The sequence below is a fragment of the Amycolatopsis sp. NPDC004378 genome, assembly GCF_053602455.1.
The window spans coordinates 221,835-245,369 of sequence record NZ_JBSGDR010000012.1; the positions used below are offsets into that span (position 1 = coordinate 221,835).

Annotated in this window: 26 protein-coding genes; 10 read left to right on the plus strand and 16 right to left on the minus strand. The window is 73.3% G+C overall.

The window, feature by feature from the left end:
• The first annotated feature begins 22 nt into the window (after window positions 1-22).
• The 3 genes from ACWEN0_RS30955 (at window position 23) to ACWEN0_RS30965 (ending at window position 3,738) form a co-directional block, all read left to right on the plus strand.
• Window positions 23-1,537, plus strand: coding sequence for an FAD-dependent monooxygenase (locus ACWEN0_RS30955; RefSeq protein WP_451981375.1), 1,515 nt, complete (start codon window positions 23-25; stop codon window positions 1,535-1,537).
• 309 nt (window positions 1,538-1,846) lie between these two features.
• Window positions 1,847-2,665 (plus strand): DUF427 domain-containing protein, encoded by an 819-nt coding sequence (locus ACWEN0_RS30960; protein ID WP_451981377.1) that lies wholly within the window; start codon window positions 1,847-1,849, stop codon window positions 2,663-2,665.
• A 59-nt stretch (window positions 2,666-2,724) separates the two neighbouring features.
• A complete protein-coding gene (locus tag ACWEN0_RS30965) occupies window positions 2,725-3,738 on the plus strand; it encodes a zinc-dependent alcohol dehydrogenase (protein WP_451981380.1) in 1,014 nt (337 codons plus the stop codon).
• Here the strand turns inward: ACWEN0_RS30965 and ACWEN0_RS30970 are convergent.
• On the minus strand, window positions 3,735-5,285 hold the full coding sequence (locus tag ACWEN0_RS30970) for an adenylate/guanylate cyclase domain-containing protein (protein WP_451981383.1): 1,551 nt from the start codon (window positions 5,283-5,285) through the stop codon (window positions 3,735-3,737). The two genes, ACWEN0_RS30965 and ACWEN0_RS30970, sit on opposite strands and share 4 nt — an antisense overlap.
• A 172-nt stretch (window positions 5,286-5,457) precedes the next feature.
• On the opposite strand from ACWEN0_RS30970, the gene ACWEN0_RS30975 reads away from it, so the two are divergent.
• Window positions 5,458-6,363, plus strand: a complete 906-nt coding sequence (locus ACWEN0_RS30975) for an AurF N-oxygenase family protein (RefSeq protein ID WP_451981386.1) — start codon at window positions 5,458-5,460, stop codon at window positions 6,361-6,363.
• Between the two features lies 1 nt (window position 6,364).
• On the plus strand, window positions 6,365-7,825 hold the full coding sequence (locus tag ACWEN0_RS30980) for an FAD-dependent oxidoreductase (protein WP_451981389.1): 1,461 nt from the start codon (window positions 6,365-6,367) through the stop codon (window positions 7,823-7,825).
• Between the two features lie 3 nt (window positions 7,826-7,828).
• Here ACWEN0_RS30980 and ACWEN0_RS30985 read toward each other — a convergent pair whose 3' ends face one another.
• From ACWEN0_RS30985 to ACWEN0_RS31035, 11 genes are all read right to left on the minus strand, one after another.
• Window positions 7,829-8,356 carry a pyridoxamine 5'-phosphate oxidase family protein gene (locus tag ACWEN0_RS30985; protein ID WP_451981392.1) on the minus strand — a complete coding sequence of 176 codons (528 nt, stop codon included), beginning with the start codon at window positions 8,354-8,356 and terminating at the stop codon, window positions 7,829-7,831.
• A 2-nt stretch (window positions 8,357-8,358) separates the two neighbouring features.
• Window positions 8,359-8,859: a winged helix-turn-helix transcriptional regulator gene (locus tag ACWEN0_RS30990; protein WP_451981394.1), complete on the minus strand. Its 501-nt coding sequence runs from the start codon at window positions 8,857-8,859 to the stop codon at window positions 8,359-8,361.
• A 74-nt stretch (window positions 8,860-8,933) separates the two neighbouring features.
• Entirely contained in the window at window positions 8,934-10,073 is a 1,140-nt protein-coding gene (locus ACWEN0_RS30995; protein WP_451981397.1) for a M20 family metallopeptidase, read from the minus strand.
• Complete coding sequence (locus ACWEN0_RS31000; RefSeq protein ID WP_451981400.1) at window positions 10,070-11,056, minus strand: ketopantoate reductase family protein; 987 nt, start codon at window positions 11,054-11,056, stop codon at window positions 10,070-10,072. Before ACWEN0_RS31000 ends, ACWEN0_RS30995 begins: the two co-directional genes overlap by 4 nt.
• The gene (locus ACWEN0_RS31005) at window positions 11,049-11,825 is read right to left on the minus strand and encodes an SDR family NAD(P)-dependent oxidoreductase (RefSeq protein WP_451981403.1); all 777 of its coding nucleotides are present in this window, start codon (window positions 11,823-11,825) and stop codon (window positions 11,049-11,051) included. The genes ACWEN0_RS31000 and ACWEN0_RS31005 overlap by 8 nt, the downstream gene beginning before the upstream one ends.
• The gene (locus tag ACWEN0_RS31010) at window positions 11,825-12,364 is read right to left on the minus strand and encodes an MFS transporter (protein ID WP_451981406.1); all 540 of its coding nucleotides are present in this window, start codon (window positions 12,362-12,364) and stop codon (window positions 11,825-11,827) included. Before ACWEN0_RS31010 ends, ACWEN0_RS31005 begins: the two co-directional genes overlap by 1 nt.
• Window positions 12,361-13,110, minus strand: coding sequence for an MFS transporter (locus ACWEN0_RS31015; RefSeq protein WP_451981409.1), 750 nt, complete (start codon window positions 13,108-13,110; stop codon window positions 12,361-12,363). The genes ACWEN0_RS31010 and ACWEN0_RS31015 overlap by 4 nt, the downstream gene beginning before the upstream one ends.
• Entirely contained in the window at window positions 13,107-13,991 is an 885-nt protein-coding gene (locus ACWEN0_RS31020; protein WP_451981412.1) for a polysaccharide deacetylase family protein, read from the minus strand. The genes ACWEN0_RS31015 and ACWEN0_RS31020 overlap by 4 nt, the downstream gene beginning before the upstream one ends.
• Window positions 13,988-14,995: an Lrp/AsnC family transcriptional regulator gene (locus tag ACWEN0_RS31025; protein ID WP_451981415.1), complete on the minus strand. Its 1,008-nt coding sequence runs from the start codon at window positions 14,993-14,995 to the stop codon at window positions 13,988-13,990. Before ACWEN0_RS31025 ends, ACWEN0_RS31020 begins: the two co-directional genes overlap by 4 nt.
• A 71-nt stretch (window positions 14,996-15,066) precedes the next feature.
• On the minus strand, window positions 15,067-16,005 hold the full coding sequence (locus tag ACWEN0_RS31030) for a carbohydrate kinase family protein (protein ID WP_451981418.1): 939 nt from the start codon (window positions 16,003-16,005) through the stop codon (window positions 15,067-15,069).
• Window positions 16,002-16,673 (minus strand): class II aldolase/adducin family protein, encoded by a 672-nt coding sequence (locus ACWEN0_RS31035; protein WP_451981421.1) that lies wholly within the window; start codon window positions 16,671-16,673, stop codon window positions 16,002-16,004. The genes ACWEN0_RS31030 and ACWEN0_RS31035 overlap by 4 nt, the downstream gene beginning before the upstream one ends.
• Before the next feature lie 53 nt (window positions 16,674-16,726).
• On the opposite strand from ACWEN0_RS31035, the gene ACWEN0_RS31040 reads away from it, so the two are divergent.
• The 4 genes from ACWEN0_RS31040 to ACWEN0_RS31055 are packed head-to-tail and all read left to right on the plus strand — an operon-like array spanning window position 16,727 to window position 19,088.
• On the plus strand, window positions 16,727-17,335 hold the full coding sequence (locus ACWEN0_RS31040; protein ID WP_451981424.1) for a TetR family transcriptional regulator: 609 nt from the start codon (window positions 16,727-16,729) through the stop codon (window positions 17,333-17,335).
• Between the two features lie 10 nt (window positions 17,336-17,345).
• On the plus strand, window positions 17,346-18,143 hold the full coding sequence (locus ACWEN0_RS31045; protein WP_451981427.1) for a thymidylate synthase: 798 nt from the start codon (window positions 17,346-17,348) through the stop codon (window positions 18,141-18,143).
• Window positions 18,140-18,598 carry a dihydrofolate reductase gene (locus ACWEN0_RS31050; protein WP_451981430.1) on the plus strand — a complete coding sequence of 153 codons (459 nt, stop codon included), beginning with the start codon at window positions 18,140-18,142 and terminating at the stop codon, window positions 18,596-18,598. The genes ACWEN0_RS31045 and ACWEN0_RS31050 overlap by 4 nt, the downstream gene beginning before the upstream one ends.
• A gap of 1 nt (window position 18,599) precedes the next feature.
• Window positions 18,600-19,088, plus strand: coding sequence for a hypothetical protein (locus tag ACWEN0_RS31055; RefSeq protein WP_451981433.1), 489 nt, complete (start codon window positions 18,600-18,602; stop codon window positions 19,086-19,088).
• Here the strand turns inward: ACWEN0_RS31055 and ACWEN0_RS31060 are convergent.
• Together ACWEN0_RS31060 and ACWEN0_RS31065 are read right to left on the minus strand one after the other, a co-directional pair.
• A complete protein-coding gene (locus tag ACWEN0_RS31060) occupies window positions 19,063-20,127 on the minus strand; it encodes a DmpA family aminopeptidase (protein ID WP_451981436.1) in 1,065 nt (354 codons plus the stop codon). The two genes, ACWEN0_RS31055 and ACWEN0_RS31060, sit on opposite strands and share 26 nt — an antisense overlap.
• Window positions 20,124-20,726 carry a TetR/AcrR family transcriptional regulator gene (locus ACWEN0_RS31065; RefSeq protein WP_451981439.1) on the minus strand — a complete coding sequence of 201 codons (603 nt, stop codon included), beginning with the start codon at window positions 20,724-20,726 and terminating at the stop codon, window positions 20,124-20,126. The genes ACWEN0_RS31060 and ACWEN0_RS31065 overlap by 4 nt, the downstream gene beginning before the upstream one ends.
• A 120-nt stretch (window positions 20,727-20,846) precedes the next feature.
• On the opposite strand from ACWEN0_RS31065, the gene ACWEN0_RS31070 reads away from it, so the two are divergent.
• On the plus strand, window positions 20,847-22,226 hold the full coding sequence (locus tag ACWEN0_RS31070; protein ID WP_451981442.1) for an APC family permease: 1,380 nt from the start codon (window positions 20,847-20,849) through the stop codon (window positions 22,224-22,226).
• A 52-nt stretch (window positions 22,227-22,278) separates the two neighbouring features.
• Here ACWEN0_RS31070 and ACWEN0_RS31075 read toward each other — a convergent pair whose 3' ends face one another.
• Both ACWEN0_RS31075 and ACWEN0_RS31080 read right to left on the minus strand, forming a co-directional pair.
• On the minus strand, window positions 22,279-22,824 hold the full coding sequence (locus tag ACWEN0_RS31075; protein ID WP_451981445.1) for a snapalysin family zinc-dependent metalloprotease: 546 nt from the start codon (window positions 22,822-22,824) through the stop codon (window positions 22,279-22,281).
• 152 nt (window positions 22,825-22,976) lie between these two features.
• Window positions 22,977-23,534 (minus strand): TetR/AcrR family transcriptional regulator, encoded by a 558-nt coding sequence (locus ACWEN0_RS31080; RefSeq protein ID WP_451981448.1) that lies wholly within the window; start codon window positions 23,532-23,534, stop codon window positions 22,977-22,979.
• Window position 23,535 lies beyond the last annotated feature (1 nt).

Below are 23,535 nucleotides of genomic sequence, written 5' to 3' on the forward strand. Positions count from 1 at the left end.
GGGTTTCGATGGGGTGGGGGAGATGGACTTCGACGTCGTGGTGGCCGGGGGCGGCCCGGTGGGCCTGCTGCTGGCCGGTGAGCTCCGGCTGGGCGGGGCCCGGGTGCTGGTCCTGGAGCAGGAGGCGGAAACGCCGCGCTCGCGGTTCGGCTCGATGGGTGCGCGGTCGCTGAACACGCCTTCGGTGCACGCACTGCACCTGCGCGGCCTGCTGCCCGCCGTCGAGCGGGCGGCGGTGATGTGGGTCGGCCCGGACACGCTGCCGCCGCCCGGCGCGCCGGTGGGGGACGTGTTCGCAGGGCACTTCGCGGGGATCGGCATCCGCGCCGACCGGCTCAAGCCACCGGGTCCGGGCGAGGAGTTCTTCGGCGCGGGGGTGATCGGCCAGGCTGACCTGGAGGAGATCTTCCGGTCGTGGAACGGGGCCGAGGTGCGCCGCGGCGTCACGCTGACGGGGTTCGACGCCGACGACGAGGGCGTGACCGTCCACACCGGACAGGGCGAGGTCCGCGCCGGCTGGCTGGTGGGTGCCGACGGCGGGCGCAGCACCGTTCGCCGGCTGGCCGGGATCGCCTTCCCGGGCGTGGATCCCGTCTTCACCGGACGGCAGGCCGTGGTGGACCTCGACGACCCGGGGAAGCTTGTCGCCGGGGACTGGCAACACGGGGAGCACGGCTCGTACGTCGTCGGCGGCTGGGGCGAGAGCGACGGCCCGCCCCGGGTGCACACGGTCGAGTACGCCGTGGCCGAAGACCGGGACGCGCCGGTCACCGCCGAGGAGGTCCAGGCGAGCCTGCGGCGGGTCAGCGGCACGGACGTCGCGGTCACGCGCGTCCACGTCGGCACGCGCTACGCGGACACGACCCGGCAGGCCGAGACGTACCGGGCGGGCCGGGTGCTGCTGTGCGGCGACGCGGCCCACGTGCACTCGCCGGCCGGCGGGCAGGGGCTGAACCTCGGCCTCGGCGACGCGGTCAACCTCGGCTGGAAGCTGGCGCTCGTCGCACGGGGTCTCGCGCCGGAGTCCCTTTTGGACACCTACACGCCGGAGCGGCACCCGATCGGCGCGTGGGTGCAGCGGTGGAGCCTGGCGCAGACGGCGCTGAGCACCCCGCGCGGCCCGCGGGCGGAGGCCCTGCGCGCGGTGGTGGCCGACCTCCTCGACACCCCGGACGGCGCGACCCACGTGGTCTCGAGCATCAGCGGCGGCTGGCAGCACTACGACCTCCCGGGCGAGTTCCCCCTGATCGGCCACCGGGTGCCGGACCTGGCCCTCGACGACGGAACGACCCTGGCGACCCGCTTCCGCGATGCCCGCGCGGTGGTGCTCGACGCGGGGGTGGGCGCTTCGACAGTGGCCGCGGAGTGGGGGGCCCGCGCGCGGGCCGAGACGGCACGCCCGCTGGCATTCCCGGACCAGCCGCTGGCGGCATTGATCCGCCCGGACGGCTACGTGGCCTGGGCAGGAGTCGGCGACCTCGACAAGACGGCGTTGCACGAGGCGATGACGACCTGGCTCGGCCCGGCCGGTCGTTGATCGGGCTGGGGTTGGCGACCTTGGCGGGTGGGTGTTGTGCGGCTATGAGGGTTCGGCTCGGCCGGCCGGTCGTTGACCGAGGCTGGCGTTGGCGACCTCGGCGGGCGGGTGTCTGGCTCGGCCTGTCCGGTCGTCGAGTGTGGGCGGTGAACTCGGTGTGAGGGCGTTGCGCGACCTGGCTCGGCCCGGCCAACCGTTGACCGCGGCGCTCGGCGGTGCGGGGGTCGGTGACCTCGACGAGACAGCGTTGCGCGACCCGGCTCGGCCCGGCCGTTGACCGCGGCGCCCGCCGGGGCGGATCGTGGACCCATGGCGACACGCATGGGAGCGCGGTTCACCGGGGACCTGGCCCGGCTGCGGTACGAACCGGTGGCAAAACGGGTCCGGGCGGTCGCGGGTGGACGGACGTTCGCCGACTCGCGGCGGGCCGTGCTGGTCTGGGAGCCGAAGCGGGTGGTGCCCTCCTACGCGGTGCCGGAGCCCGACCTGCGAGCGACCCTGACCGCCGCGGACGGCGAAGGGGCGCCGGAACACCCGGTGCGGCTGGCCGAGGGCGGCCCGCCGGTCCTCGACCCGCGGACCGCCTTCGCCGTGCACACCTGCGAGGGCGAGCCGCTGACCCTGGCCGCGGACGGCGTGACCCTGCCGGGCGCCGGCTTCCGGCCCGCCGATCCCGACCTGGGCGACCACGTCGTCCTCGACTTCGCCGCCTTCGACGAGTGGCTCGAGGAGGCCGAGCCGATCGTCGGCCACCCGCGGGACCCGTTCTCGCGCATCGACATCCGGCGCAGCGACAGCCGGGTGCGGATCGAGGTGGACGGCGTGGTCGTGGCCGACTCGACGGCGTCCCGCGTGCTCTTCGAAACCGGCATCACGCCGCGCTACTACCTGCCGCGCGAAGACGTCCGGATGGACCTGCTCACCCCGTCGGACACGCGCACCACCTGCGCCTACAAGGGCCACGCGACGTACTGGTCGGTGGGCGGGCAGCAAGACCTGGCCTGGACCTACGACGAGCCCCTGTCCGACGCGCGCGAGATCGCCGGGTACATCGCCTTCCTCACCGAACGCGCCGACGTCGTCGTGGACGGCGAGCGCCGGCCCCGGCCGGTCACGCCCTGGTCCTAGGGGACCGGCAGCAGGTCACGCGCGGCCGGTCACCGGGCCGGGCGTGCGAGCATTCAGCCATGTCTTCGACCATGCGTGCCTTCGTGCTCACCGGCCCGCGGCGGGGTGAAGTGCTCGAGGTGCCGGTGCCCGAGCCCACCCCGGGCGAGGTCGTCGTCGACGTCGACCGGGCCGGGGTCTGCGGCACCGACGTCGAGTTCTTCACCGGCGAGATGGCCTACCTCCACCAGGGGCACGCCGCCTACCCGATGCGGCTCGGGCATGAGTGGGCCGGCAGCGTCTCGGCCGTGGGCGACGGCGTGGACCCGGCCTGGCTCGGCCGCCGCGTCATGGGGGACACCATGCTCGGCGACCGGACGTGCCGCCGGTGCCGGCGCGGTCACCAGCACACCTGCGAAAACCGCCAGGAGGTCGGGATCCGCGGCGGGCGGGCCGGGGCGCTGGCCGAGAAGCTCGCCGTGCCCGCGTGGTCGTTGCACACCCTGCCGGACTCGGTCGACGCCGTGCTCGGCGCGCTCGTCGAGCCGGGCGGGAACGCGCTGCGGGCGGCGCGGGCCGCCGGTGCCGGAGACGGCGACCGCGCGCTGGTGCTGGGGCCGGGCGCGATCGGGCTGCTCTCGGCGATGTTCCTGCGCGCGGCGGGCGCCGAAGTGCACCTCATGGGCCGGGAGGGCGACGTCTTCGCCCGCGAACTCGGCTTCGCGCACGTGTGGACCCGCGAGACCCTGCCGGATCAGGCCTTCGACGCGGTCGTCGACGCTTCGGGCGCGGTCGAACTGCCCGCCCTCGCGGCCGAGCTGGTGGAACCGGCGGGCCGTGTCGTCTACATCGGACTGTCCAGCCGGCCCAGCCTGCTCGACACCCGGGCACTGGTGATGAAGGACGCCACCGCCGTCGGCGTGCTGTCCGCGTCGCCGGGGCTGGCCGACACGATCGCCGCCTACGCCACCGGGGCCGTCGACCCGCGGCCGCTCGTCGCGGCGACCGTCGGGCTCGACGAGGTCGGCGCCGTGCTCGCCGGGACGCACGACGCCGGGCCGGCCCCGAAGATCCACGTCGACCCGCGGCTCTAGCGGGGGGCCGCCAGGGTCGTCGGGCGGCTTCGGCCGCGCAACGTGACGTCCTCGGTCGCGGTCCACCGCCCGGCTTCTTCCGCGGCCGCGGCTTCGACCGCCGTCCACGAAGCGAGGAGCCGGCCGGGGGCGTTCTTCGCCAGCTCGGTCAGCCGGGCGGCCTCGTTGACCGGGTCACCGATCACGGTGTACTCGAACCGGCGCGGGTCGCCGACGTTCCCCGCGACCGCGTCGCCGGTCGCGACGCCGATGCCGGCCGGCCCGTCCGGCACCTCGAGCGCCAGCCGCCGGGCGATCGCCCGGCCCGCGGCGAGCGCGCACGTCGCGTGGTCTGCCAGCTCGGCGGGCGCCCCGAAGACGGCCAGGGCGGCGTCGCCGATGAACTTGTTGACCAGCCCCTGGTGCCGGTCGACCTCGTCGACGACCACGGCGAAGAACCGGTTGAGCAGGCCGACGACTTCCTCGGGCGGGCGGCTCGCGGCCAGCGCCGTCGACCCGACGAGGTCGACGAACAGCACCGACACCGTGCGCACCGAGCCACCGAGCTCCGCGGACGAGCGCATGGCCTCGACCGCCACCTCACGGCCGACGTGGCGGCCGAACAGGTCGCGCATCCGCTCGCGCTCGGCGAGCCCGGCCGTCATGTCGTTGAACCCGGCCTGCAGCAGGCCGAGCTCGGTGCCGTCGTAGACCGGGATCTCGACGGCGAAGTCCCCGGCCCGCACGCGGCTCAGCGCGTGCCGGACCGAGGAGATCGGGCTGACCACGGCGCGGGCGGTGAACACCGTGACCAGCAGCCCGAAGCACAGCACGACCAGGCCGAGCGCGATCACCGACACGGCGAGCTTCGTCGTGGAGACGTCGCCGCGCACCCAGGCCAGCGCCGCGGTGACGACCAGGCCGGCCACCGGCACCCCGGTGCCCAGGCACCAGAACAGCAGCATCCGCAGGTTGACGCCGCCGCTGAGCGGGCGCGGCGGCGCGGCCCCGGCCAGGGCCCGCGCCGCGTAGGGCCGCAGGGCGAACTCGCCGAAGAGGTAGGCGATCGCGCACACCACGACGCTCGCGAACGTGACGACGAGGAACACGGTCAGCGCGACGGCGGGCTGCCGGAGCACGGCGATCGCCGCGAACACCAGCGTCGCCAGGCCCCACAGGACGGCCTGCATGAGCGTCAGGCGCAGCGGGACGCGCAGGCTGGCGGCGCGTTCGGCGTCGGTCGGGGCCCGGCCCTCGGCCGCCCAGCGCAGCGTCCGCAGAGCCCCGCGGGTGCCCCACAGCGTGCCGACGACGACAGCCGCGACGACGTAGACCGGGACCGCGATCGCCGTGACGCGCACGAGTTCGCCGGACATGCCCGGCGCCGGCATCAGCAGCGCGGCCAGGCCGGCCACGACCAGCGCACCGATGACGTTGGTGGCGATCAGGGTGGCGGTCAGCAGGCGCTGGACACGGCGGCGCAATACGGTGGCGTCCTGGTCGAGGGGCCCGAGCAGCCCGGAGCCGAACGGCCCGGACCGGGCGGGAGTGTGACTGCGTGAGGGCACCGGTTCCTGCCGATCGACGCGAACGAGTGAACAACTGTACACCGAAACTTTAGCGGTTCACGCCGGGACGATGGCCTGCGCCGCGCCGGCGGGCGACGGGTGTGCACTCGAACCGATATGTGTTACGGTTGGTAACAGTGAACTCGGGTAACACCTGACGAGGAGGTCGGCGATGACCAGCATCAGCGAACGCGAGGCGGCGACGGACCGCGAGACGACCGCGCGCCGGCTGCTGGAGTCGTCGGAGCTGCTCTCCTACGACCCGGTCAAGGAAGTCGACTGGGAGACGCCGCTCGACACGGACTACCACGGCGCGAGCCCGGAGTGGAGCTCGCTCTACGGCACGTCCTACTGGGCCGAGATGACGCCGGAGCAGCAGCGCGAGCTGACCCGCCAGGAGGCGGCGTCGGTGGCCAGCACCGGGATCTGGTTCGAGATGATCCTGCAGCAGATGGTGCTGCGGGACTTCTACGCGAAGGACCCGACCGACCCGGCGTTCCAGTGGGCGCTGACCGAGATCGCCGACGAGTGCCGGCACTCGATCATGTTCGCCCGCGGCGCCGCCAAGCTGCGCGCGCCCGCCTACCGGCCGCGCCGCTTCGTCGTCGAGCTCGGCCGCGTCTTCAAGGCCACCGCGACCGGGGAGGCCGCCTACGCGGCGATCCTCGTCGCCGAAGAGGTCCTCGACGTCATGCAGCGCGACTGGATGCGCGACGAGCGCGTCGTCCCGTTCGTGCGCACCATCAACAACATCCACGTGGTCGAGGAGTCGCGCCACATGAAGTTCGCCCGCGAGGAGACCCGCGAGCGGCTCGAAGGCGCGGGCTGGGTGCGGCGGCAGGTCAACGCGCTCGTCGTCGCGATCGCGTCGTACTTCATCGTCACCAGCATGGTGAACGGCAAGGTCTACGAGAACGCGGGGCTCGACGGCAAGCGCGGGCGCCGCGAGGCGAAGGCCAACGAGCACCACAAGTCGATGCTGCGCTCCAGCTGCAGCGGGCTGATGGAGTTCCTGCACTCCGCGGGGCTGCTCACCAAGCCGTCGCTGTGGTTCTACAAGCGCGCGAACCTGATCTGACATGGCCTTCGCGATCACGCAGACCTGCTGCGCCGACGCGTCCTGCGTGTCGGTCTGCCCGGTCAACTGCATCCACCCGGCGCCGGGCGAGCCGGACTTCGGGACCACCGAGATGCTCTACATCGACCCGGGCACGTGCATCGACTGCGGGGCCTGCGCCGACGCCTGCCCGGTCGACGCGGTCTTCCCGGCCGGCGACCTGACCGGGCCGCTGAAGGCCTACGAGGAGATCAACGCCGGGTACTACGCGGAGCGGGACGTCCTCGCCGAGGCGACCGTCGCCCCGAACTTCCACCGCTGGTCGCCGCCGGAGTTCAGCCGGATCCTGCCGAGCGACTTCACGGCCTTGGACGTCGCGGTCGTCGGCAGCGGCCCGGCGGGCATGTACGCGGTCGAAGACCTGTTGCTGCACACCAACGCGCGGGTCACCCTCGTCGACCGGCTGGCCACGGCCGGCGGCCTGATCCGCTACGGCGTCGCGCCCGACCACCCGTCGACGAAGAAGATCGGCGAGACGTTCGCGCGCTTCCACGACCACCCGCGCCTGCGGCTGCGGCTCGGCACCGAGGCCGGGCCGGACCTGGCCGCACGGCACGACGCCGTGATCTACGCGGTCGGGGCCACCGAGGCTCGCCCCCTCGGCATTCCCGGGGAAGACCTGCCCGGCAGCCTGCCGGCCGCGACGGTGGTCGGCTGGTACAACGGCCACCCGGACGTCGCCCCGGCCGCCGTGGACCTCTCGGCCGAGCGCGTGGTCGTGGTGGGCACCGGCAACGTCGCCCTCGACATCGCCCGGATCCTGACGGCCGACCCGGAGGCCCTGGCCGGCACGTCGCTCGCTCCGCCGGCCTTGGCCCGGCTTCGCGCGAGCAAGGTGCGCGAAGTCGTCCTGCTGGCCCGGCGCGGGCCCGAAGACGCCGCGTACACCCAGTCCGAACTGCTGGCCCTGGCGGCCCGCGGCGACCTCGTCGTCGACGCGCACGACCCGCGGACCGCCGCGGCGATCGACGCCGGCGACGGGAAGGCCGCGCTGCTGCGGGGCCTGCCGCGCGAGCCCGTCGACTGGTCGTCCCCGCCGCCGGACGGCGCTCGCCGGGTCGTCCTGCGGTTCCACTCGGCGCCGCTGGAGTTCACCGGCGACACCGAGGTCCGCGGCGTCCGGGTGACCGGCGACGTCGAGATCACCGCGGGCCGGGTCGTGCGGGCGGCCGGCTTCCGCGGCGCCCCGGTGCCGGGCCTGCCGTTCGACGAAGCGACCGGCACGGTCCCGAACACCGCGGGCCGCGTCGAACCGGGCACGTACGTGGCCGGGTGGATCAAGCGCGGACCCTCGGGCGGTATCGGCGCGAACAAGGCGTGCGCGCGCGAGACGGTCGGCGCGTTGCTCGAAGACGCCGTCGCCGGCCGGCTGCGGTCGCGCGGCCCGCGGCGCGGGCTGGCGAAACTGCTCGGCCGCGCCTGAGTTTCAGGGCCGGTGGCTGGTGTGGGTGAACTCCACAGTGGACAGCATCGAAGTGTCCGATGTGGAGCGCCGGCGGCCGAAGGCCAGTACCTTCGCCGGTTCGACCGCGTAGACGACGGCCTCGTGGCCGGACTGGCGGAAGCCGTCTTCGGTCGCTTCGTAGTCCCAGCTGCCGTCCCACTTCTCCAGCCACGCCTTGGCGAGCCGTTCCAGCGTGCGCTTGTCGGCGACCCGCCGGGCGACCCCCTCGACGACGACGTCCAGGGCGTCGTCCCACGAGTCGCGGCCGGTGGTCAGCACGACGTTCGGGTTCGCGGTCAGGTTGAGGTACTTCTGCTCGGTCTCGCCGGTGGCGAAGTGGACGGCGCCGTCGAGCCAGACGGCGACCAGCGGCGTCACGTGCGGCCGGCCGTCCGCGCGGACCGTCGTGAGCCAGCTGATCTGCGCGTCTGCCAGGGCCTTCGTGGTTTCGGCCCAGCCGGTGGCCGTGGCGCCGGGGTCGCTGAACCGTTCGTCGAGCCGGGTTTCCATCGTCACTCCGTTCGGTCGGCCACGGCGGCCGCGTAGGCGGCCTCGAGGCGCGCGGCGACGGTCGGGCCGTCCGGCGCCTCCCCGTGGCGGGTATCGAGGTGGGTCTCGCGCAGTTCGTCCATGAAGGCCTCCCACAGCGGGGGACCGCCGGCGACGAGCACCCCGGCCCGGGCGGCGTAGGCGTCGCCGGCCGGCAGGTGCCGGACGCCCCACGCGCTGAGCTGCACCAGCACCGGGACCAGGTCGATCGCCCGCTCGGTCAGGCTGTAGGTGACCTTCTGCTTGTGCGAAGGATCGCCGGCCCGCGTGAGCAGCCCGTGGTCGACGAGCACCGCCAGCCGGTCGGCCAGCACGTTGGACGAAATCCGCTCTTCGCCGCCGAGGAACTCGCGGAAGTGCCGAGCCCCGCCGAACACGACGTCACGCAGCACGAGCAGCGTCCACCGGTCGCCGAAGATCTCCAGCGACAGGTTGATCGGACACCCCGACCGCGCGTCACGCACTGATACCACCTCGCAACTGGTTGCATTACGAGAGCAGTATGCGCCGTCGCTGACCGGTTGTAAACCGAGAGCGGTTATCCGGCGAGCCGGTGCAGGACGGCGGCGGCCAGCGCGGTGCGCTCCAGCATCCCGGTGACGCTGATGTGCTCGTGCCGCGCGTGCGCGCCGTCGCCGACCGCGCCGAAGCCGTCCAGGACCGGGTGGCCCAGGGCCGCCACGAAGTTGCCGTCGCTCGCGCCGCCGACCGAGCACTCCCGCAGCGTCACGCCCAATTCCGCGGCCTGCTCGCGGGCCACTTCGTACAACTCGGCGATCGGTGCCGACCGTTCCATCACCGGCCGGTTCCAGCCGCCGGTGATCTCGAGGGTCGCGCGGGGGTCGGTCGCCTTGAGGGCCGCCAAGCCCGCGTCGATGCGGGCCGCCTCGGCCGCGCTGGACACGCGGACGTCGATCTCGCCCGACGCCGCGCCCGCGATCACGTTCTGCCGGGTGCCCCCGGTGACCACGCCGACGTTCACCGTCGTGCCGGCGTCCGGATCGGACAGTCCGTGCAACGCCAGGACCGCCCGCGCCAGCTCGTCGATCGCGCTCGCGCCCTTGGCCGGATCCAGCCCGGCGTGGGCCTCGACGCCCTTCGCGTGCACCTGGAACAGGCCGACGCCCTTGCGCGCCGTCTTCACCGCGCCGTCGGCGCTCGCCTCGAACACGAGCGTCGCCCGGGTGCCCGCCGCGGCCTCTTCGATCACCGGGCGCGACGCCGGGCTGCCGATCTCCTCGTCGCCGTTGAGGACCAGCCGCACGGCCGGGCGGGGCAGGCCCGCCGCGTCGAGCGCGCGCAACGCCCACACCGCGTGCACCAGCCCCGACTTCATGTCGAAGATCCCCGGCCCGGTCACCCGGTCACCAGCCACGGTGAACGGCCAGTCCGCGAGGGTGCCGAGCGGCCACACCGTGTCGTAGTGGCACAGCACCAGCACCGGCTCGCCGCGGCCGGGAAAGTCGTAGACCTTGATGTCGCCGTGCCGGCCGCCGTCGACGTCCCGGACGGCCGCGGGTTCGCCCAGCCGCTCGCGCAGCCAGCCGTCCACCCAGGACAGCCCCGCGTTCAGGGCGGCCTTGTCGTCGCTGGGGGTTTCGATGCCGACGTACTCGGCGACGTCGGCCAGCAGCTCGTCGCGGTGCGCGGCCACCCACTCGTGCAGTTCCCGGATCACAGGCCTCGCTCCAGTTCGGTCAGGTGGTCTTCGGACATCGCGGCGGCACCGGTTTCGACGTCACGCAACCGCGCCAGCATCGCGCGCAGCAACGGCACGTCCGCCTGCGCGAGGACCGGCGCGTAGTGGTGGTGCACCTCGACCGGCCGGTGGCGCACGGCGATGTCGCGCCAGATACCGCTGCGGTCCTTCGGCTGGGTCCGCAGCCACGCGGTGAGCCGGTCGGTCGCCTCCTCGCGGCCGGGCGCGCCCGGCAGGTACGCGGCGGGGTCGAACTGGTCGAACGCTTCCAGCGTCCGGTCGCCGGCCGCGGTGAGGACCTCGGCCGCGAGCGCGTGCATGAGCGGGCGGTGCCGGTCGATCAGGTCGGCCATCGGCGCGTCGGCGAGCGCGGTCGTGGTGAGCATCGCGCCGAAGCCCAGCTTGGCCCACAGGTACCCCTCGACGTTGGCCGTCGCCTTCGCCGGGCCCCAGGCCTGCAGGTCCGCGACGACCTCCTCGACCCGGCCGGTGATCCGCCCGTCCGGCTCGCCGACGACGAGCGCGCCGAGACCGCCGTCGCGCACCACCCCGGGCTCGACGACGTCCGCGAACAGGTTCACGAACGCACCGACCGTCCTTTCCGGACCGACGTGGCCGGCGATCAGCGGTTCGTTGAGCCCGTTCTGCAGGGACACGACGAACCCGTCCTCGGCCAGCCGCGGAGCCAGCCAGGGCAGCACGTCTTCGGTGGCTTGCGCCTTGACGGCCAGGAGCACCCGGCCGAACACCGGCGGGGCCGCGTCCGGCACGAAGGCGGGCAGCTCGACGGTCTCGTCGCCCTCGGGGCCGCGCAGGGTGAGCCCGCGGTCGCGGATCGCGGCGACGTGCGCCGGGTCGGCGTCCACGATGGACACCGGGTGGCCGGCCCGCGCGAGGTGGAACGCCAGCGTCCCGCCGATCGCGCCGCCGCCGACCACTGTGTACGAGCGCCGGTCAGACATGCCCATCCTTTCCTTGCTGGACGGTCGTTTCCCCGGCCCAGTGCAGGGGCAGCCCGGCGGCGCCCGCGGTCGAACCACCGTCGACGCGCAGAACCGCGCCGGTGATCCAGGCCGCCTCGGGGCCGGCGAGCCAGTACACGGCGTCGGCGATCTCGCGCGGCTCTCCACGGCGCCCGAGCGGGTTCACCGACACCGCCGCCGCATATGCCTCCGTGACGGGGTTCGCGTCGCTGTCCACGGTGACGAACCCCGGGCTGACGGCGTTGACGCGGATGCCGTGCGGGCCCAGCTCCACCGCGCAGGCCTTGGTGACCATCTCCAGTGCGGCCTTCGACGTCGCGTAGTGGGCCGCGCCGGGCCGGGCCCGGGTCGCCGCGCCGGAGGAGATGTTGACGACCGCGCCGGTGGTCCCGGCCGCCGCGTGCATCCGTCCGAACGCGACCGTGGTCAGCAGCGCGGCCCGCACGTTCACGTCCTGCACGCGGTCCCAGATCGCCGCGGTCATCTCCAGCAGGGGAGTGGCGGGGTAGATCCCGGCGGCGTTGACCAGGACGTCGACCGGCCCGGCCCGCTCGACGAGTCCTTCCGCGTACTCGGCGTCGGCGAGATCGCCGGGCAGTTCGACGGCGTCGCCCAGCCTCGCGGCCACCGTGGACAGTTCGCCCGGGCGGACGTCGGACAGCACGAGCCGGTCGCCCGCGGCGGCGAACCGCCCGGCGATGGCGGCGCCGATCCCGCCGCCGGCCCCGGTGACGAGCACGGTCCGCACTACAGCACCTTGCCCTTCGTCTCCGGCATGGTCAGGTACACCGCGACGCCGATGAGCGCGGCGACCGCCACGTAGATCCACACCAGGTTGCCGAGGTGGTGCGCGTTCAGCCAGGTCGTCACGTACGGCGCGGTGCCGCCGAAGATCGCCACGGAGAGTGCGTACGGCAGGCCGATCCCGGTCGTGCGGACCTCGGGCGGGAACTGCTCGGCCATGACCACCGCGCAGTTCGCCGAGTACCCGACGATCAGCACCAGGCCGACCAGTTCGATGAAGAAGACGCTCCAGAAGCTGTTGCCCAGGAAGTGGAACGCGGGCCAGGCGAAGACCACGAACCCGGCGGCGAACGCCGTCATCGTCGCCTTGCGCCCGAGCTTGTCCGACAGCAGGCCGCCGAAGGGCAGCAGCGCGATGAACACGACCATGGCCAGGGTGTTGGCCAGCAGCGCGGTCTTGAGCGGGATGCCGGTGGCCAGGTGCGCGTACGCGGGCATGTAGGAGACCCACACGTAGTAGATCAACGTCCCGGCGATCGTCACCCGGCCACGCGCAGCGCGGCCCGCGGGTGGTCGCGCAGCATCGCGACCAGCGGGTTGCGCCGCGGCTTCGTGCCGAGCTTGCCGAAGGCCTCGGTCTCGTGCACCGACACCCGCAGCCACAGGCCGACCAGGCCGAGCAGCCCGGCGAGGCCGAACGCCAGCCGCCAGCCCCAGCCGTGCAGGGCGGCGTCCGACAACGTCGAGTTGAGGATCGTGCCCATCAGCGCGGCCAGCAGGGAGCCGAGCCCGACCGAGACCTGCTGCCACGAACCGGCGAACGCGCGCCGCCCGGGCGCGGCCGACTCGATGAGGAACGCCGAGGACGAGCCGAACTCGCCGCCCGCCGAGAAGCCCTGCACGAGCCGCGCGAGCAGCAGCACGATCGGCGCGAGCACGCCGATCTGCGCGTACGTCGGGCAGAGCGCGATGACGATCGACGCCCCGGCCATCAGGGAGATGGTGAGGGTCAGGCCCTTCTTGCGGCCCTTGCGGTCGGCGTACGCGCCGAGCACGGCGCCGCCGATCGGCCGCATCACGAACCCGACGGCGAACACGGCCAAAGTGGACAGCAAGGCCGTGGTTTCGCTGCCACTGGCGAAGAACTGGCCGGCGAAGACCGGCGCGAACGTGGCGTAGACGGCCCAGTCGACCCATTCGACGGTGTTGCCGACGGCGCCGGCGACGATGGCCTTGCGCTGCTGCGCCGTCAGCCGGTGGGAGGCGACGGCGGTGTCCACTGTGGTCATGGCTGCTCCCGCAGGACGTGGTCCACGATCCGGGCGTGCGTGGCGTACCAGACGTCGTTGCCGGAGATGTGGTCGAGGAGTTCGGAAAGGACGGTGAGGCGCGAGCGGTGGCCGATGATGTGCGGGTGCATGGTGAGCTGGAAGATGCCACCGTCGGCGAGCGCGGCGTCGAACTCGTCGCGCCAGATCGTCAGCACGCCGCGCGGCGGGGTGTAGGGCCGCAGGGACGCGAACCGGTCCATCATGAAGTACGGCGCGTCGTCGCGGATCCACTCGACCGGCAGCTCGACGACGCCGGTGGGCTCGCCGTGCTCGAGGATTTCGTAGCAGTCGTCGTCGGCCATCAGCGACGAGTCGTACTTCAGGCCCAGCTCGCGGGTGATGGCGAGGGTGTGCGCGGAGAAGTCCCACGACGGTGTCCGGATGCCGACCGGCCGGGTGCCCGCGAGGCGTTCGAGGACGTCGGCGGCGCGGAAGGCGAGGTCGCGTTCTTCGGTCTCGGTGAGCGCGGTGTTGCGCTCGTGGATCCACCCGTGCAGCGCCACTTCGTGCCCGTCGTCCACATAGGACTTGACCTCGCCCTCGTGCAGCAGCGCCGAGACGGCGGGCACGAAGAAGGACGCGGGGGCGTTGTGGCGCCGCAGAAGGTCGAGGATCCGCGGCACGCCGACGCGGGCGCCGTATTCTCCCTGGGCCAGCTTGCCGGGCAGCACTTCACCGTCGCGCAGTGCGGGGGTCTCGTGGTCGGAGTCGAAGGACAGCGCCACGGCGACCTTGGCGCCGCCGGGCCACGACGCCGGGCGCAGCGGGCGCCCGGCCCGGACGTGCTCGACGTGCCCCCGCCACGTCGCTTCGTCCCAGAGCCACGGCTGGTCGGTCATGCTTCCTCCAAGCTGGCGGCGGGGGTCGGGGCCCACGCGCGCTTGAGCGTCGAAACCTGCAGGGTCACGTCGGCTTCCCGGAGCCCGGGCAGCGCGCCGACGACGTCGGTGGTGTGGCGGTACAGCTCGCCGTAGTGGCGCAGCACGATCTGGCCGACCAGGTTGAACCGGCCGGTGGTGGCGCTCAGGTACTTCGTGCCGGGGTGCGCGGCGAGCTGCTGCCCGGCGCGGTCGAGCTCACCGGGGACGATCGAGAGCCAGAGCATGAACTCCAGCGCGTAGCCGAACATCGCGGGCTCGGCGAGCGTCCGGAACCGCAGGCAGCCGCGCCGCACCAGCGAGTCGACCCGGCGGGCCACAGTGGACTCGCTCGTGCCGACCTGTTTGGACACCTCCTTGAACGGCAGCCGCCCGTCCTCGCCGAGCGCGGCGCAGAGGGCGAGGTCCACTTCGTCGAGCTGCTCGGGCGGCCGCTCCCAGTGCTGCTCCTCGAACGGCCGGACGTCGCCGCCGCGCAGGTCGGTCGCGGCCTCGGGGGTGAGCTCGCCGGAGTCCCAGTCGTGGTTGGAGGTGAAGGTCCGCATCACGGCGAAGGTCTCGGCGTCCCGGATCGCTTCGGCGGCGGGGAAGCCGTTCTCCTGCAGGCCGGCGATGTCGGCGTAGGAGGGCAGGACGAACTCGGCGGAGCAGTCGGCACTTCCGGCGAGCACGGTCGCGTACCGCACGTCGGGCCGGGCGGCGAGCGCGTCGGCGACCGCGGCGGCGGCACCGGGACGGCACTTGAGCCGCGCGAGGACGGGGACGCCGAGCCCGCAGCGGAGGACGTCGACGACACCGATGACCCGCAGCCGCCCGCTCTCGGTGAGCTTTTCGGCCCGCCGGAGCACGGTGGACTCGCTGGCCCCGACGTGCCGCGCGATGGCCCCCCACGGCGCCCGGCCGTTGAGCTGCAGGGCCGCGACGATCCGCCGGTCCAGCTCGGTGGTCTTGCCTTCGTTCTGCACAGGACGCATCCTGAATGCAGGAAATCGTCAAGTCAAGGGGTCGCGATGCAGGAAAGCTGCAATCCGGTCGATCAGTCCAGTGGGAGCGTCGGGGTCGACGCGGCGAAGGCGTCGGCCGCGGCCAGGTCGAACTCGCCGTGGTCGCTGCCCAGCCCCCGGGCCACCAGGCCCGCCGAAGCGCAGCCGAGCACCGCCGCCTCGCGCGGCGAGCGGCCCAGGCCCGCGCCCCGCAGGAACCCGGCCGAGAACGCGTCGCCGCAGCCGGTCGTGTCGACCACCGGAACCGCGTACGCCGGGACGGCGATCGTTTCTTCCGCCGTCACCACCAAGGCGCCACGCGCGCCCCGGGTCACCGCCACGCAACCGACGCCCCGCTCGAGCAACGTCCGCGCGCCGTCTTCGAGGGTGGGTGCGCTCGTCAGGCCGAGCACCTGGTCCTCGTTGGGCAGCAGGTAGTCCAAAGAGGACAGCACCGGGTCGATCCAGGCGAGCACGCCCGGGTCGCCGGGGGCCAGCAGGTCCGCGGACGTCACGACGCCGGCCGCGAGCGCCGGCGCCAGGAGTGACGCCGCCTTCGCGCCGCCCATCAGCTCCGGCCCGCCCAGGTGCAGGTGGGTGACGCCGGAAAGGTCCGTCGTGAAGTCCGACGGCTCGTACGTCAGGTTCGCGCCCGGGACGTGGAAGGCGGGCCGGCTGCCGTCGGGGCGGATCGGGAGGACCGACGCCGACGTCTGGACCTCCGCGCGCCGCCGCACCAAAGACGTGTCGACGCCGTACCGCGCGAGCATCGTCAGCAGCAGGTCGCCGACCGGGTCGGTGCCGACGGCGCCCGCCGTGCGGACCTCCGCGCCGAGCTTCGCCAGCGTCACCGCCGTTCCCGCGGCCGTGCCGGCCGGGCCGAGGCGGATCTGCTCGACCAGCGCCGCACCCTGCCCTTCGGGAATGGCCTCGACCGGCCGGACCTGCACGTCGAGGACGTGCGCCCCCAGCGTCACTACCGTCTGCGTCACCGGTCCTCCAGGCGCCGCGGCCGGCCGTACCCGCGCTGCGCCGCGGCGGTCACGACGGCTTCCTGCTGGAAGTCGTCCAGCACCCGGGGCGCGCCGAGCGTCGCGGCCCGCACGTACAGGCCGCACGCCCACTCCAGCAGCAGGGCGTTGTCCATCGCCGCGTCCAGCGTCGGGCCGTAGGCGATCGCGCCGTGGTTCGCGAGCAGTGCCGCGGTCTTGCCCTCGAGGGCCGTGAGCGTCGCCGTGACCAGCTCCGGGGAGCCGAACACCTCGAACGGCGCGACCCGGATCGAGCCGCCGAGGGCGAGCTGCTGGTAGTGCACGCACGGCAGTTCGTCGAGCACGAGGGCCACCGCGGTGGCGTGCGGGGAGTGCGTGTGCACCACCGCGCCCGCGCCGAACCGCCGGTAGATCCCGAGGTGCAGGTCCAGTTCCGAGGTCGGCGCCAGCTCGCCGGCGACGACCGCGCCGGCCAGGTCGACGACCGTGACGTCGGCCGGGGTGGCCGCGCCCAGCACGACGCCCGTCGCGGTCACCGCCACGTGGTCGCCGGTCCGGGTGCTCACGTTGCCCGCGGTCCCGATCAGCAGGCCCTCGCCCGCCAGGCCGGTGCTGGCCCGGGCCACCGCGCGCCGCGCCTCGTCGAGGGTCGAACTCCCCACTGCCATGGCCCGAGGCTAGGATAGATCCGAATCAAAGTCACGTTCAGGTTTGAGGTGTGATGAGCGAACCGCGGCTGCGCCGCGTGCCGCGGCAGGAGCGGTCGCGGCAGAAGCTGGCCAAGGTGCTCGAGGCCGCCGACCGGCTGCTCGCGGAGGACGGCGTCGAGGCGCTGACCACGACGCGCGTCGCCGCCGCGGCCGGCGTCTCGGTCGGGGCGCTGTACCAGTACCTGCCGGACCGCGACGCCATCACCGAAGCCCTCGCCGACGGCTACCTCGCCCGTCTCGAAGACCTCATGACGGCTTTCGCCGCGCAGGCGGCGCAGGAGACCTGGGACGACCCCGTCGGCCTGCTCGTCGACGCCTTCGCCGCGCTCTACCGCGCCGAACCCGGCTTCCGCGCCCTCTGGCTCGGCCGCGGGCTCACCGAGGTGACGCGCGAAGCCGACCGCGCGCACAAGGCCGTGATGGCCACCGGCGTGCACCGCGTGCTCGTCGCGCAGGGCCTGCTCCGCGACGACGACCCCGCCGCGACCGCGTGCCGCACCGCGTTCCTCGCCGCCGACGCCGTCATCCAGGAGGCGTTCCGCGCCGACCCCAACGGCGTCGCCGCGCTGCTCGACCAGCTGAAAGCCATGCTCCGGGCCTACCTGGCGACGCTCGTCTAGGCTCGCGGGCATGCCCGACACGCAGTACGAAGACCTGCTCAGCCACGTTCTCGACACCGGCGCCCGCAAGGCGGACCGCACCGGCACCGGGACGCGATCGATCTTCGGGCACCAGCTGCGCTACCGCCTGGCCGACGGCTTCCCGCTGATCACCACGAAGAAGGTCCACTTCCGCTCGATCGCCTACGAGCTGCTGTGGTTCCTGCGCGGGGACTCGAACGTCGGCTGGCTGCAGGAGAACGGCGTCACCATCTGGGACGAGTGGGCCGCGCCGGACGGCGACCTCGGCCCGGTCTACGGCGTTCAGTGGCGGTCCTGGCCGACGCCGGACGGCGGGCACGTCGACCAGATCGGCGAGGTGCTGCGCACCCTGCGCGAAAACCCGGACTCGCGGCGCATCATCGTGTCGGCGTGGAACGTCGCGGACATCCCGCGGATGGCGCTGCCGCCGTGCCACGCGTTCTTCCAGTTCTACGTCGCCGACGGCGAGCTGTCCTGCCAGCTGTACCAGCGCAGCGCGGACCTGTTCCTCGGCGTGCCGTTCAACATCGCGAGCTACGCGCTGCTGACGCACATGATCGCCGCGCAGGTGGGGCTCGGTGTCGGCGACTTCGTGTGGACCGGCGGCGACTGCCACATCTACGACAACCACGAAGAGCAGGTCCGCAGGCAGCTCGCCCGCGACGCGCGGCCGTTCCCGGCGCTGAGCCTCAAGCCGGCGGACAGCCTGTTCGACTACACCTACGAGCACATCGCGCTCGACGGCTACGACCCGCACCCCGGCATCAAGGCCCCGGTGGCGGTGTGATCGGCCTGATCTGGGCGCAGTCCGCGAACGGCGTCATCGGCCGCGACGGCGCGCTGCCGTGGCACCTGCCGGAGGACCTGAAGCACTTCCGCACGGTGACCTCGGGGGCGACCGTCCTGATGGGCCGCCGGACGTGGGAGTCGCTGCCGCCGCGGTTCCGGCCCCTGCCGGGGCGCCGCAACCTCGTGCTGTCGCGGACGCCCCAGGACGGCGTCGAGACGTTCCCCGAGCTGGCCCCGGCCCTCGCGGCGGTCTCGGGCGACGGCTGGGTGATCGGCGGCGCGGCCGTGTACGAGGCGGCACTGCCGTTCGCGGACCGGATCGTGGTCACCCAGCTGCGGGAAACCTTCGAGGGCGACACGCGCGCGCCGGACGTCGGCCGCGAGCCGGACGCCACGGGGGAGTGGCAGGAGTCGTCGACCGGCCTGCACTACCGGTTCCTGACCTGGGGATAGCGTGCGCAGTCCCGACCACCTGGCCGCCGTGCTGCGGGAACGGGCCTACGGCGGCATCACCTGCCTGAGCACCCTGCTCCTGCTCGCCGGGCGGCTCGGCGAACCCCTGAGCGGCTGGGCCGCGCTGCTCGACCTCGCGATCGCCACCGGCGGGATCTGGGCCGCGAGCCTGTTCGCCGAGTACGTCTCGCACCTCGCCCTGCACGACGCCGACGGCGAACGCGCCGACGTCCGCCTGCTGCTGCGGGCGAGCGGTCAGATCCTCGAAGCGGCCGTGCTGCCCGCCGTCCTGCTCGTCGCGGGCGCGCTCGGCGTGCTCCGGCTCCGGACCGCGATCTGGGCGAGCGTCTGGCTGCTCGTGGCCGAGATGGGCCTGTTCGCCCTGCTCGCCGTGCGCCGCACGCGCCTGCCGTGGTGGAAGCAGCTGCTGCTCGTGGTCGTGCTCGTCGGGCTCGGCCTGGGCGTCATCGCCCTGAAGACAGCGCACTGAGCGCGGCGGGCACGCGGTGGCCGAGCCGCCCGGTCGTCTCACGGCCGGCCGCCAGGGCGTTGAGCACGGCCTCCTCGACGACCTGCACGACGGCTTCGAAGAACGGGTCGAGCCGGCCCCACGGCACGAACCGCAGGCTTTCGTACTCGGCTTCGGCCGTGCGGGGGAACGTGCTCGTGAGCGCGCCCGGGTTCGCCGTGCTGAAGGCCAGGAACAGGTCGCCGGAGAAGTGCGAGCCCGTCGTGCCGGTGCGGGCCAGGCCGAGCGGGACGCGGCGGGCGAGGGCGGTGCACTGGCCGGGCAGCAGGGGCGCGTCCGTCCCGAGCACGACGATCACCGAGCCCGCCCCGGCCGGCGCCGCCCAGTCCTCCATCGGATTGTCGTCCGTCAGCGAGAGTCCCACGGGTGAGCCGGCGACCGTCAGCTCGCGTCGGCTGCCGAAGTTGGCCTGCACGAGCACGCCCACGGTGTACTCGTCCGAGCCGTGGGCGACGACCCGGGACGCCGTGCCGGTGCCGCCTTTGAAGCCGTAGCAGGTCATCCCGGTGCCGCCGCCGACCGAGCCTTCCTCGAGTGCGCCGGACCCGGCGGCGTCGAGCGCGGCCACCGCGTGTCCACTGTGGATGGTCGGGGCGTTGATGTCGTTGAGGTAGCCGTCCCAGGTCTCGGCGACCACCGGGAGCAGCCACTCCGCGGCGACGTCGGGGCGTTCGCGCACCACCCAGTCGATCACGCCGCGGTGGCACGGGCCGACGGCGTGGGTGTTGGTGATCAGCACCGGCAGGCTCAGTGACCCGGTCTCGGCCAGCCACGCGGTGCCGGTCATCTCGCCGTTCCCGTTGAGGGAGAACGTCCCGGCGGCGCACGGCACGGCGAAGTCCGCCCGGCCGCGGGGGAGGATCGCGGTGACGCCGGTGCGCACCGCCTCGCCTTCGACGAGCGTCGTGTAGCCGACTTCGACGCCGGGGACGTCGGTGAGCGCGTTGTGCGTGCCGGGCCGGCCGGGCAGCCTGATGCCCAGGTCGCGGGCACGGGTCATGACAGGTCCTCCCGGGTGGTGGCGGTGCGGGCGTAGGAGAGCAGCATCGCTTCGGCGGTGGCGCGTTCGAGCGTCGGCACGGCCTGGGTGAGGTGCAGGCCGTAGCCGTCTTCGAGGGCGACGAGGTTGCGTGCGATCGCCACGGCGTCGGCGGTCAGGGTGAACTCGCCGCTCGCCGCGCCGGCTTCGAGGATGCCGGTGTAGATCCGCACCTGCCGTTCGTACAGCGAGATGTGCCGGGCGGCGTAGGCCGGGTCGCGCCGCGCGATCGTGCCGAGTTCGTAGAGCAGCACGCAGAGTTCGTCGTCCGGGCCGGTGGGCAGGCCGCTGCGGATCGTCGCCACCAGCCGGTCGCGCGGCGAGCCGCCCGCCGCGGCCTGCTCGCGCGTGGTGCAGAACCGCTCGACGGCCTCGTGCTGCACCTCCTGCAGCAGGTCGGCCAGGGTGGGGAAGTAGTAGAGCACCGAGCCGGACGACAGGCCGGCGCCGTCGGCGATGTCCCGCAGCCGCAGGTTGAGGACCCCGCGTTCGACGACGGCGCGCCGCGCCACGGCGATCAGCTCGGCCCGCCGCTCGGGGGCCCTGCTCGGTCGTGCCATGCCGGTCATTCTTCGAAGGATCTTCGGGAAAAACAAGCCCTTGACTTGTCTGCCTGGAGCGCCTTTGATGCGTGGTCACCTGGTTGTTCGAAGGAGCTTCAAAGAACTGGAGGCCCGCTCGTGACCACCCCCGCCCTCCGCCGCGGCCTGCGCACCCTCGGCACCCTGCTCATCACGCTCTCGGCGATCAGCCCCGCGTCGTCGGTGTTCATCATCGCGCCGGGGGTGCTCACCGGCGCCGGGACCGGCGCGTTCCTGAGCTTCGCGGCCGCCGCGGTCGTCGGCGTGTTCATGGCGTTCGTCTACGCGGAGCTCGCCTCGGCCTTTCCGCTGGCGGGCGGGGAATACGCGATCGTCGCCCGCACCCTGGGGCGGCTGCCCGGCTTCGCCGTCCTGGGCCTGATGATCATCACGCAGGTGCTCATCGTCGCGGTGATCGCGCTCGGCGCCGGGACCTACCTGGGCGTGCTGTGGCCGGGCCTGCCCGGCCCGGCGGTCGCCGCCGCGACGTGCGTGCTGGCCGCCGTCGTCGGCGTCTTCGACATCAAGCTCAACGCGTGGGTCACCGGGATCTTCCTCGCCATCGAGATCCTGGCGCTGGTCGTGGTCAGCGCGCTCGGCCTGATCCACCCGGCGCGGCCGTTCACCGACCTGGTCGCGCACCCGGTGGCGGCCGACGGCAGCCCGGCGACGGTCGGCGCCATCGCGATCGCGGTGGCCGTGGCGATGTTCGCCTACAACGGCTACGGCTCGGCGGTCTACTTCGGCGAAGAGACCCAGGACGCGCCGCGCAGCCTGGCTCGCGCGATCCTGCTCGCGCTCGGCATCACCGTGGTCGCCGAACTCGTCCCGGTGACGGCGGTGCTGCTGGGCGCGCCCGACCTCGGGCAACTGTTCGGCGCGGAGAACATGTTGTCCGCCTTCATCTCCGCCCGCGGCGGCAGCACGCTCGACACGGTGCTCAGCCTCGCGGTGGCGCTCGCGATCATGAACGCGGTGCTGGCGATCGTGCTGATCAGCTCCCGGCTGGTGTTCAGCAGCGGCCGCGACCGCGCCTGGCCCGGCGCGGTCAGCCGGGCCCTGGCGGCGGTGCACCCGCGCTTCGGCACGCCGTGGGTGGCGACGGTCGGCACGGGGGTGGTGGCGGCGCTGCTCTGCTACGTCGACGCCCAGGTGCTGCTGGTGGTGACGAGCACGTCGATCGTGGCGGTCTACGCGGCCCTGTGCCTGGGCGCGATCAACGGCCGCCGCACCGGCGCGACCGCGCACGCGGGGTACCGGATGCCGTGGTTCCCGGTCGCGCCCGTGCTCGCGCTGGTCGTGCTGGTGTTCGTGGTGTACCAGAACGTGCTGGACCCGGCGGTGGGCCGGCCGAGCCTGATCGTCACGGCCGCGATCATCGTGCTGGCGTCGGCGTACTACGCACTGGTGCTGCGCCGCCGCGGCGGCTGGCGCCTGGCCGAGCCGTCGCCGGCGGCCGAAGAACCTGCCCGCGACTGACGGGGAAACGGCCCCGGGTGCTCGCCCCGGGGCCGTTTCGGTGAAGCGTGCGTCAGAAGCCGTAGATCCGCTGTTCGGCCTGCTTGGTCGCGACGAGACCGTTGGCCCACAGCGAGTTCACCCGGCTGCGTTCGGCGGCGTTGGGGACCGCGTTGGTGCAGGACGGGCCGGGGCCGCCGCCGGACATCAGCTCCGAGCACGGGCCCGAGTAGTGGTCCGGCAGCCCGAGGGCGTGGCCGGTCTCGTGCGCCGCGATCCGGGTCGGGTTGTACTGGCGGGCCTGGGTGTAGTCGATGAAGATGGTGCCGCTGCCGTGCCCGTTGGTCTGGGCGTAGGAGCCGCGGGGGTCGTTGCCCTCGGTGTAGCGCAGGCTCGCGCCGGAGTTGCTCTCGACCAGCCTGACGTTGGTCACGCTGCGGTTCCAGTTGGCGGCGCCGGCGTTGATGACCGACCGGAACGACGGCGCGCTGGCGGTGCTGTAGTAGACCGTCGTGACGGCGGCCTCCTGCGAAGTGGCGGCGACCGCGGTACCCGCGGCGACCGGGGTAACGGCCAAGGCGAGCGCAACGGCGCCGGCCAGGGCGAACTTCCTCGACATCGGAAGACTCCTCGTGGGGGACGGGGATTTGCCGGTTTTGCGCGCGCTGTCGAAAATTTACCGGTTGTTCCCCGTCCCGGGAGCCGACTTCCGTAGGGGCCGTGGAGTGGTGATTTCCCAATACTGACAGCGGGTTGACAAAGAGGCCGGGGTCAGGGCTCGAGGGTCATCGCGATGAGCTGCTCTTCCAGCTTCCGCGCCGCCGCCACCTCGAGGCCGATGCCCCACAGCGGGGCCGTGCTCGCGCCGTCCGCGGCCGCGATCACCAGGGTGACCACGTGGTCCGGGAGGCCGTCCTCGCGGAGGTCGTCGTTCCACTTCTCCGCGTCCGCGCGGGCGATCTCCGCTATCTCGGGGATCGAGATCAGCTGGGCGACCAGGGCGATGTTCTCGCGGACGGCCACCTCGTCGTAGGAGGTGTCCAGGGACGCCCGGACGTACGCGCGGGTCAGGCGGCCCGGGGCCCGGTCCGCCGGGTCGAGGGCGGCGAGCACCTCCGCGCGGTAGGTGTCGAGGATGTCCTGGGCGAGCGTGCGCACCAGGGCGTCCTTGGCCGGGAAGTGGTACAGCAGACCGCCTTTCGACACGCCCGCCGCCTTCGCGATGTCGTCGAGCGACGCCGAGATCCCGCGCGTGCGGATGACCGATCCGGCCGCGTCGAGCAGGGCCCGGCGCGTCTCCTCCGGGCTGCGCCCGGCCTTGCGAGGCATG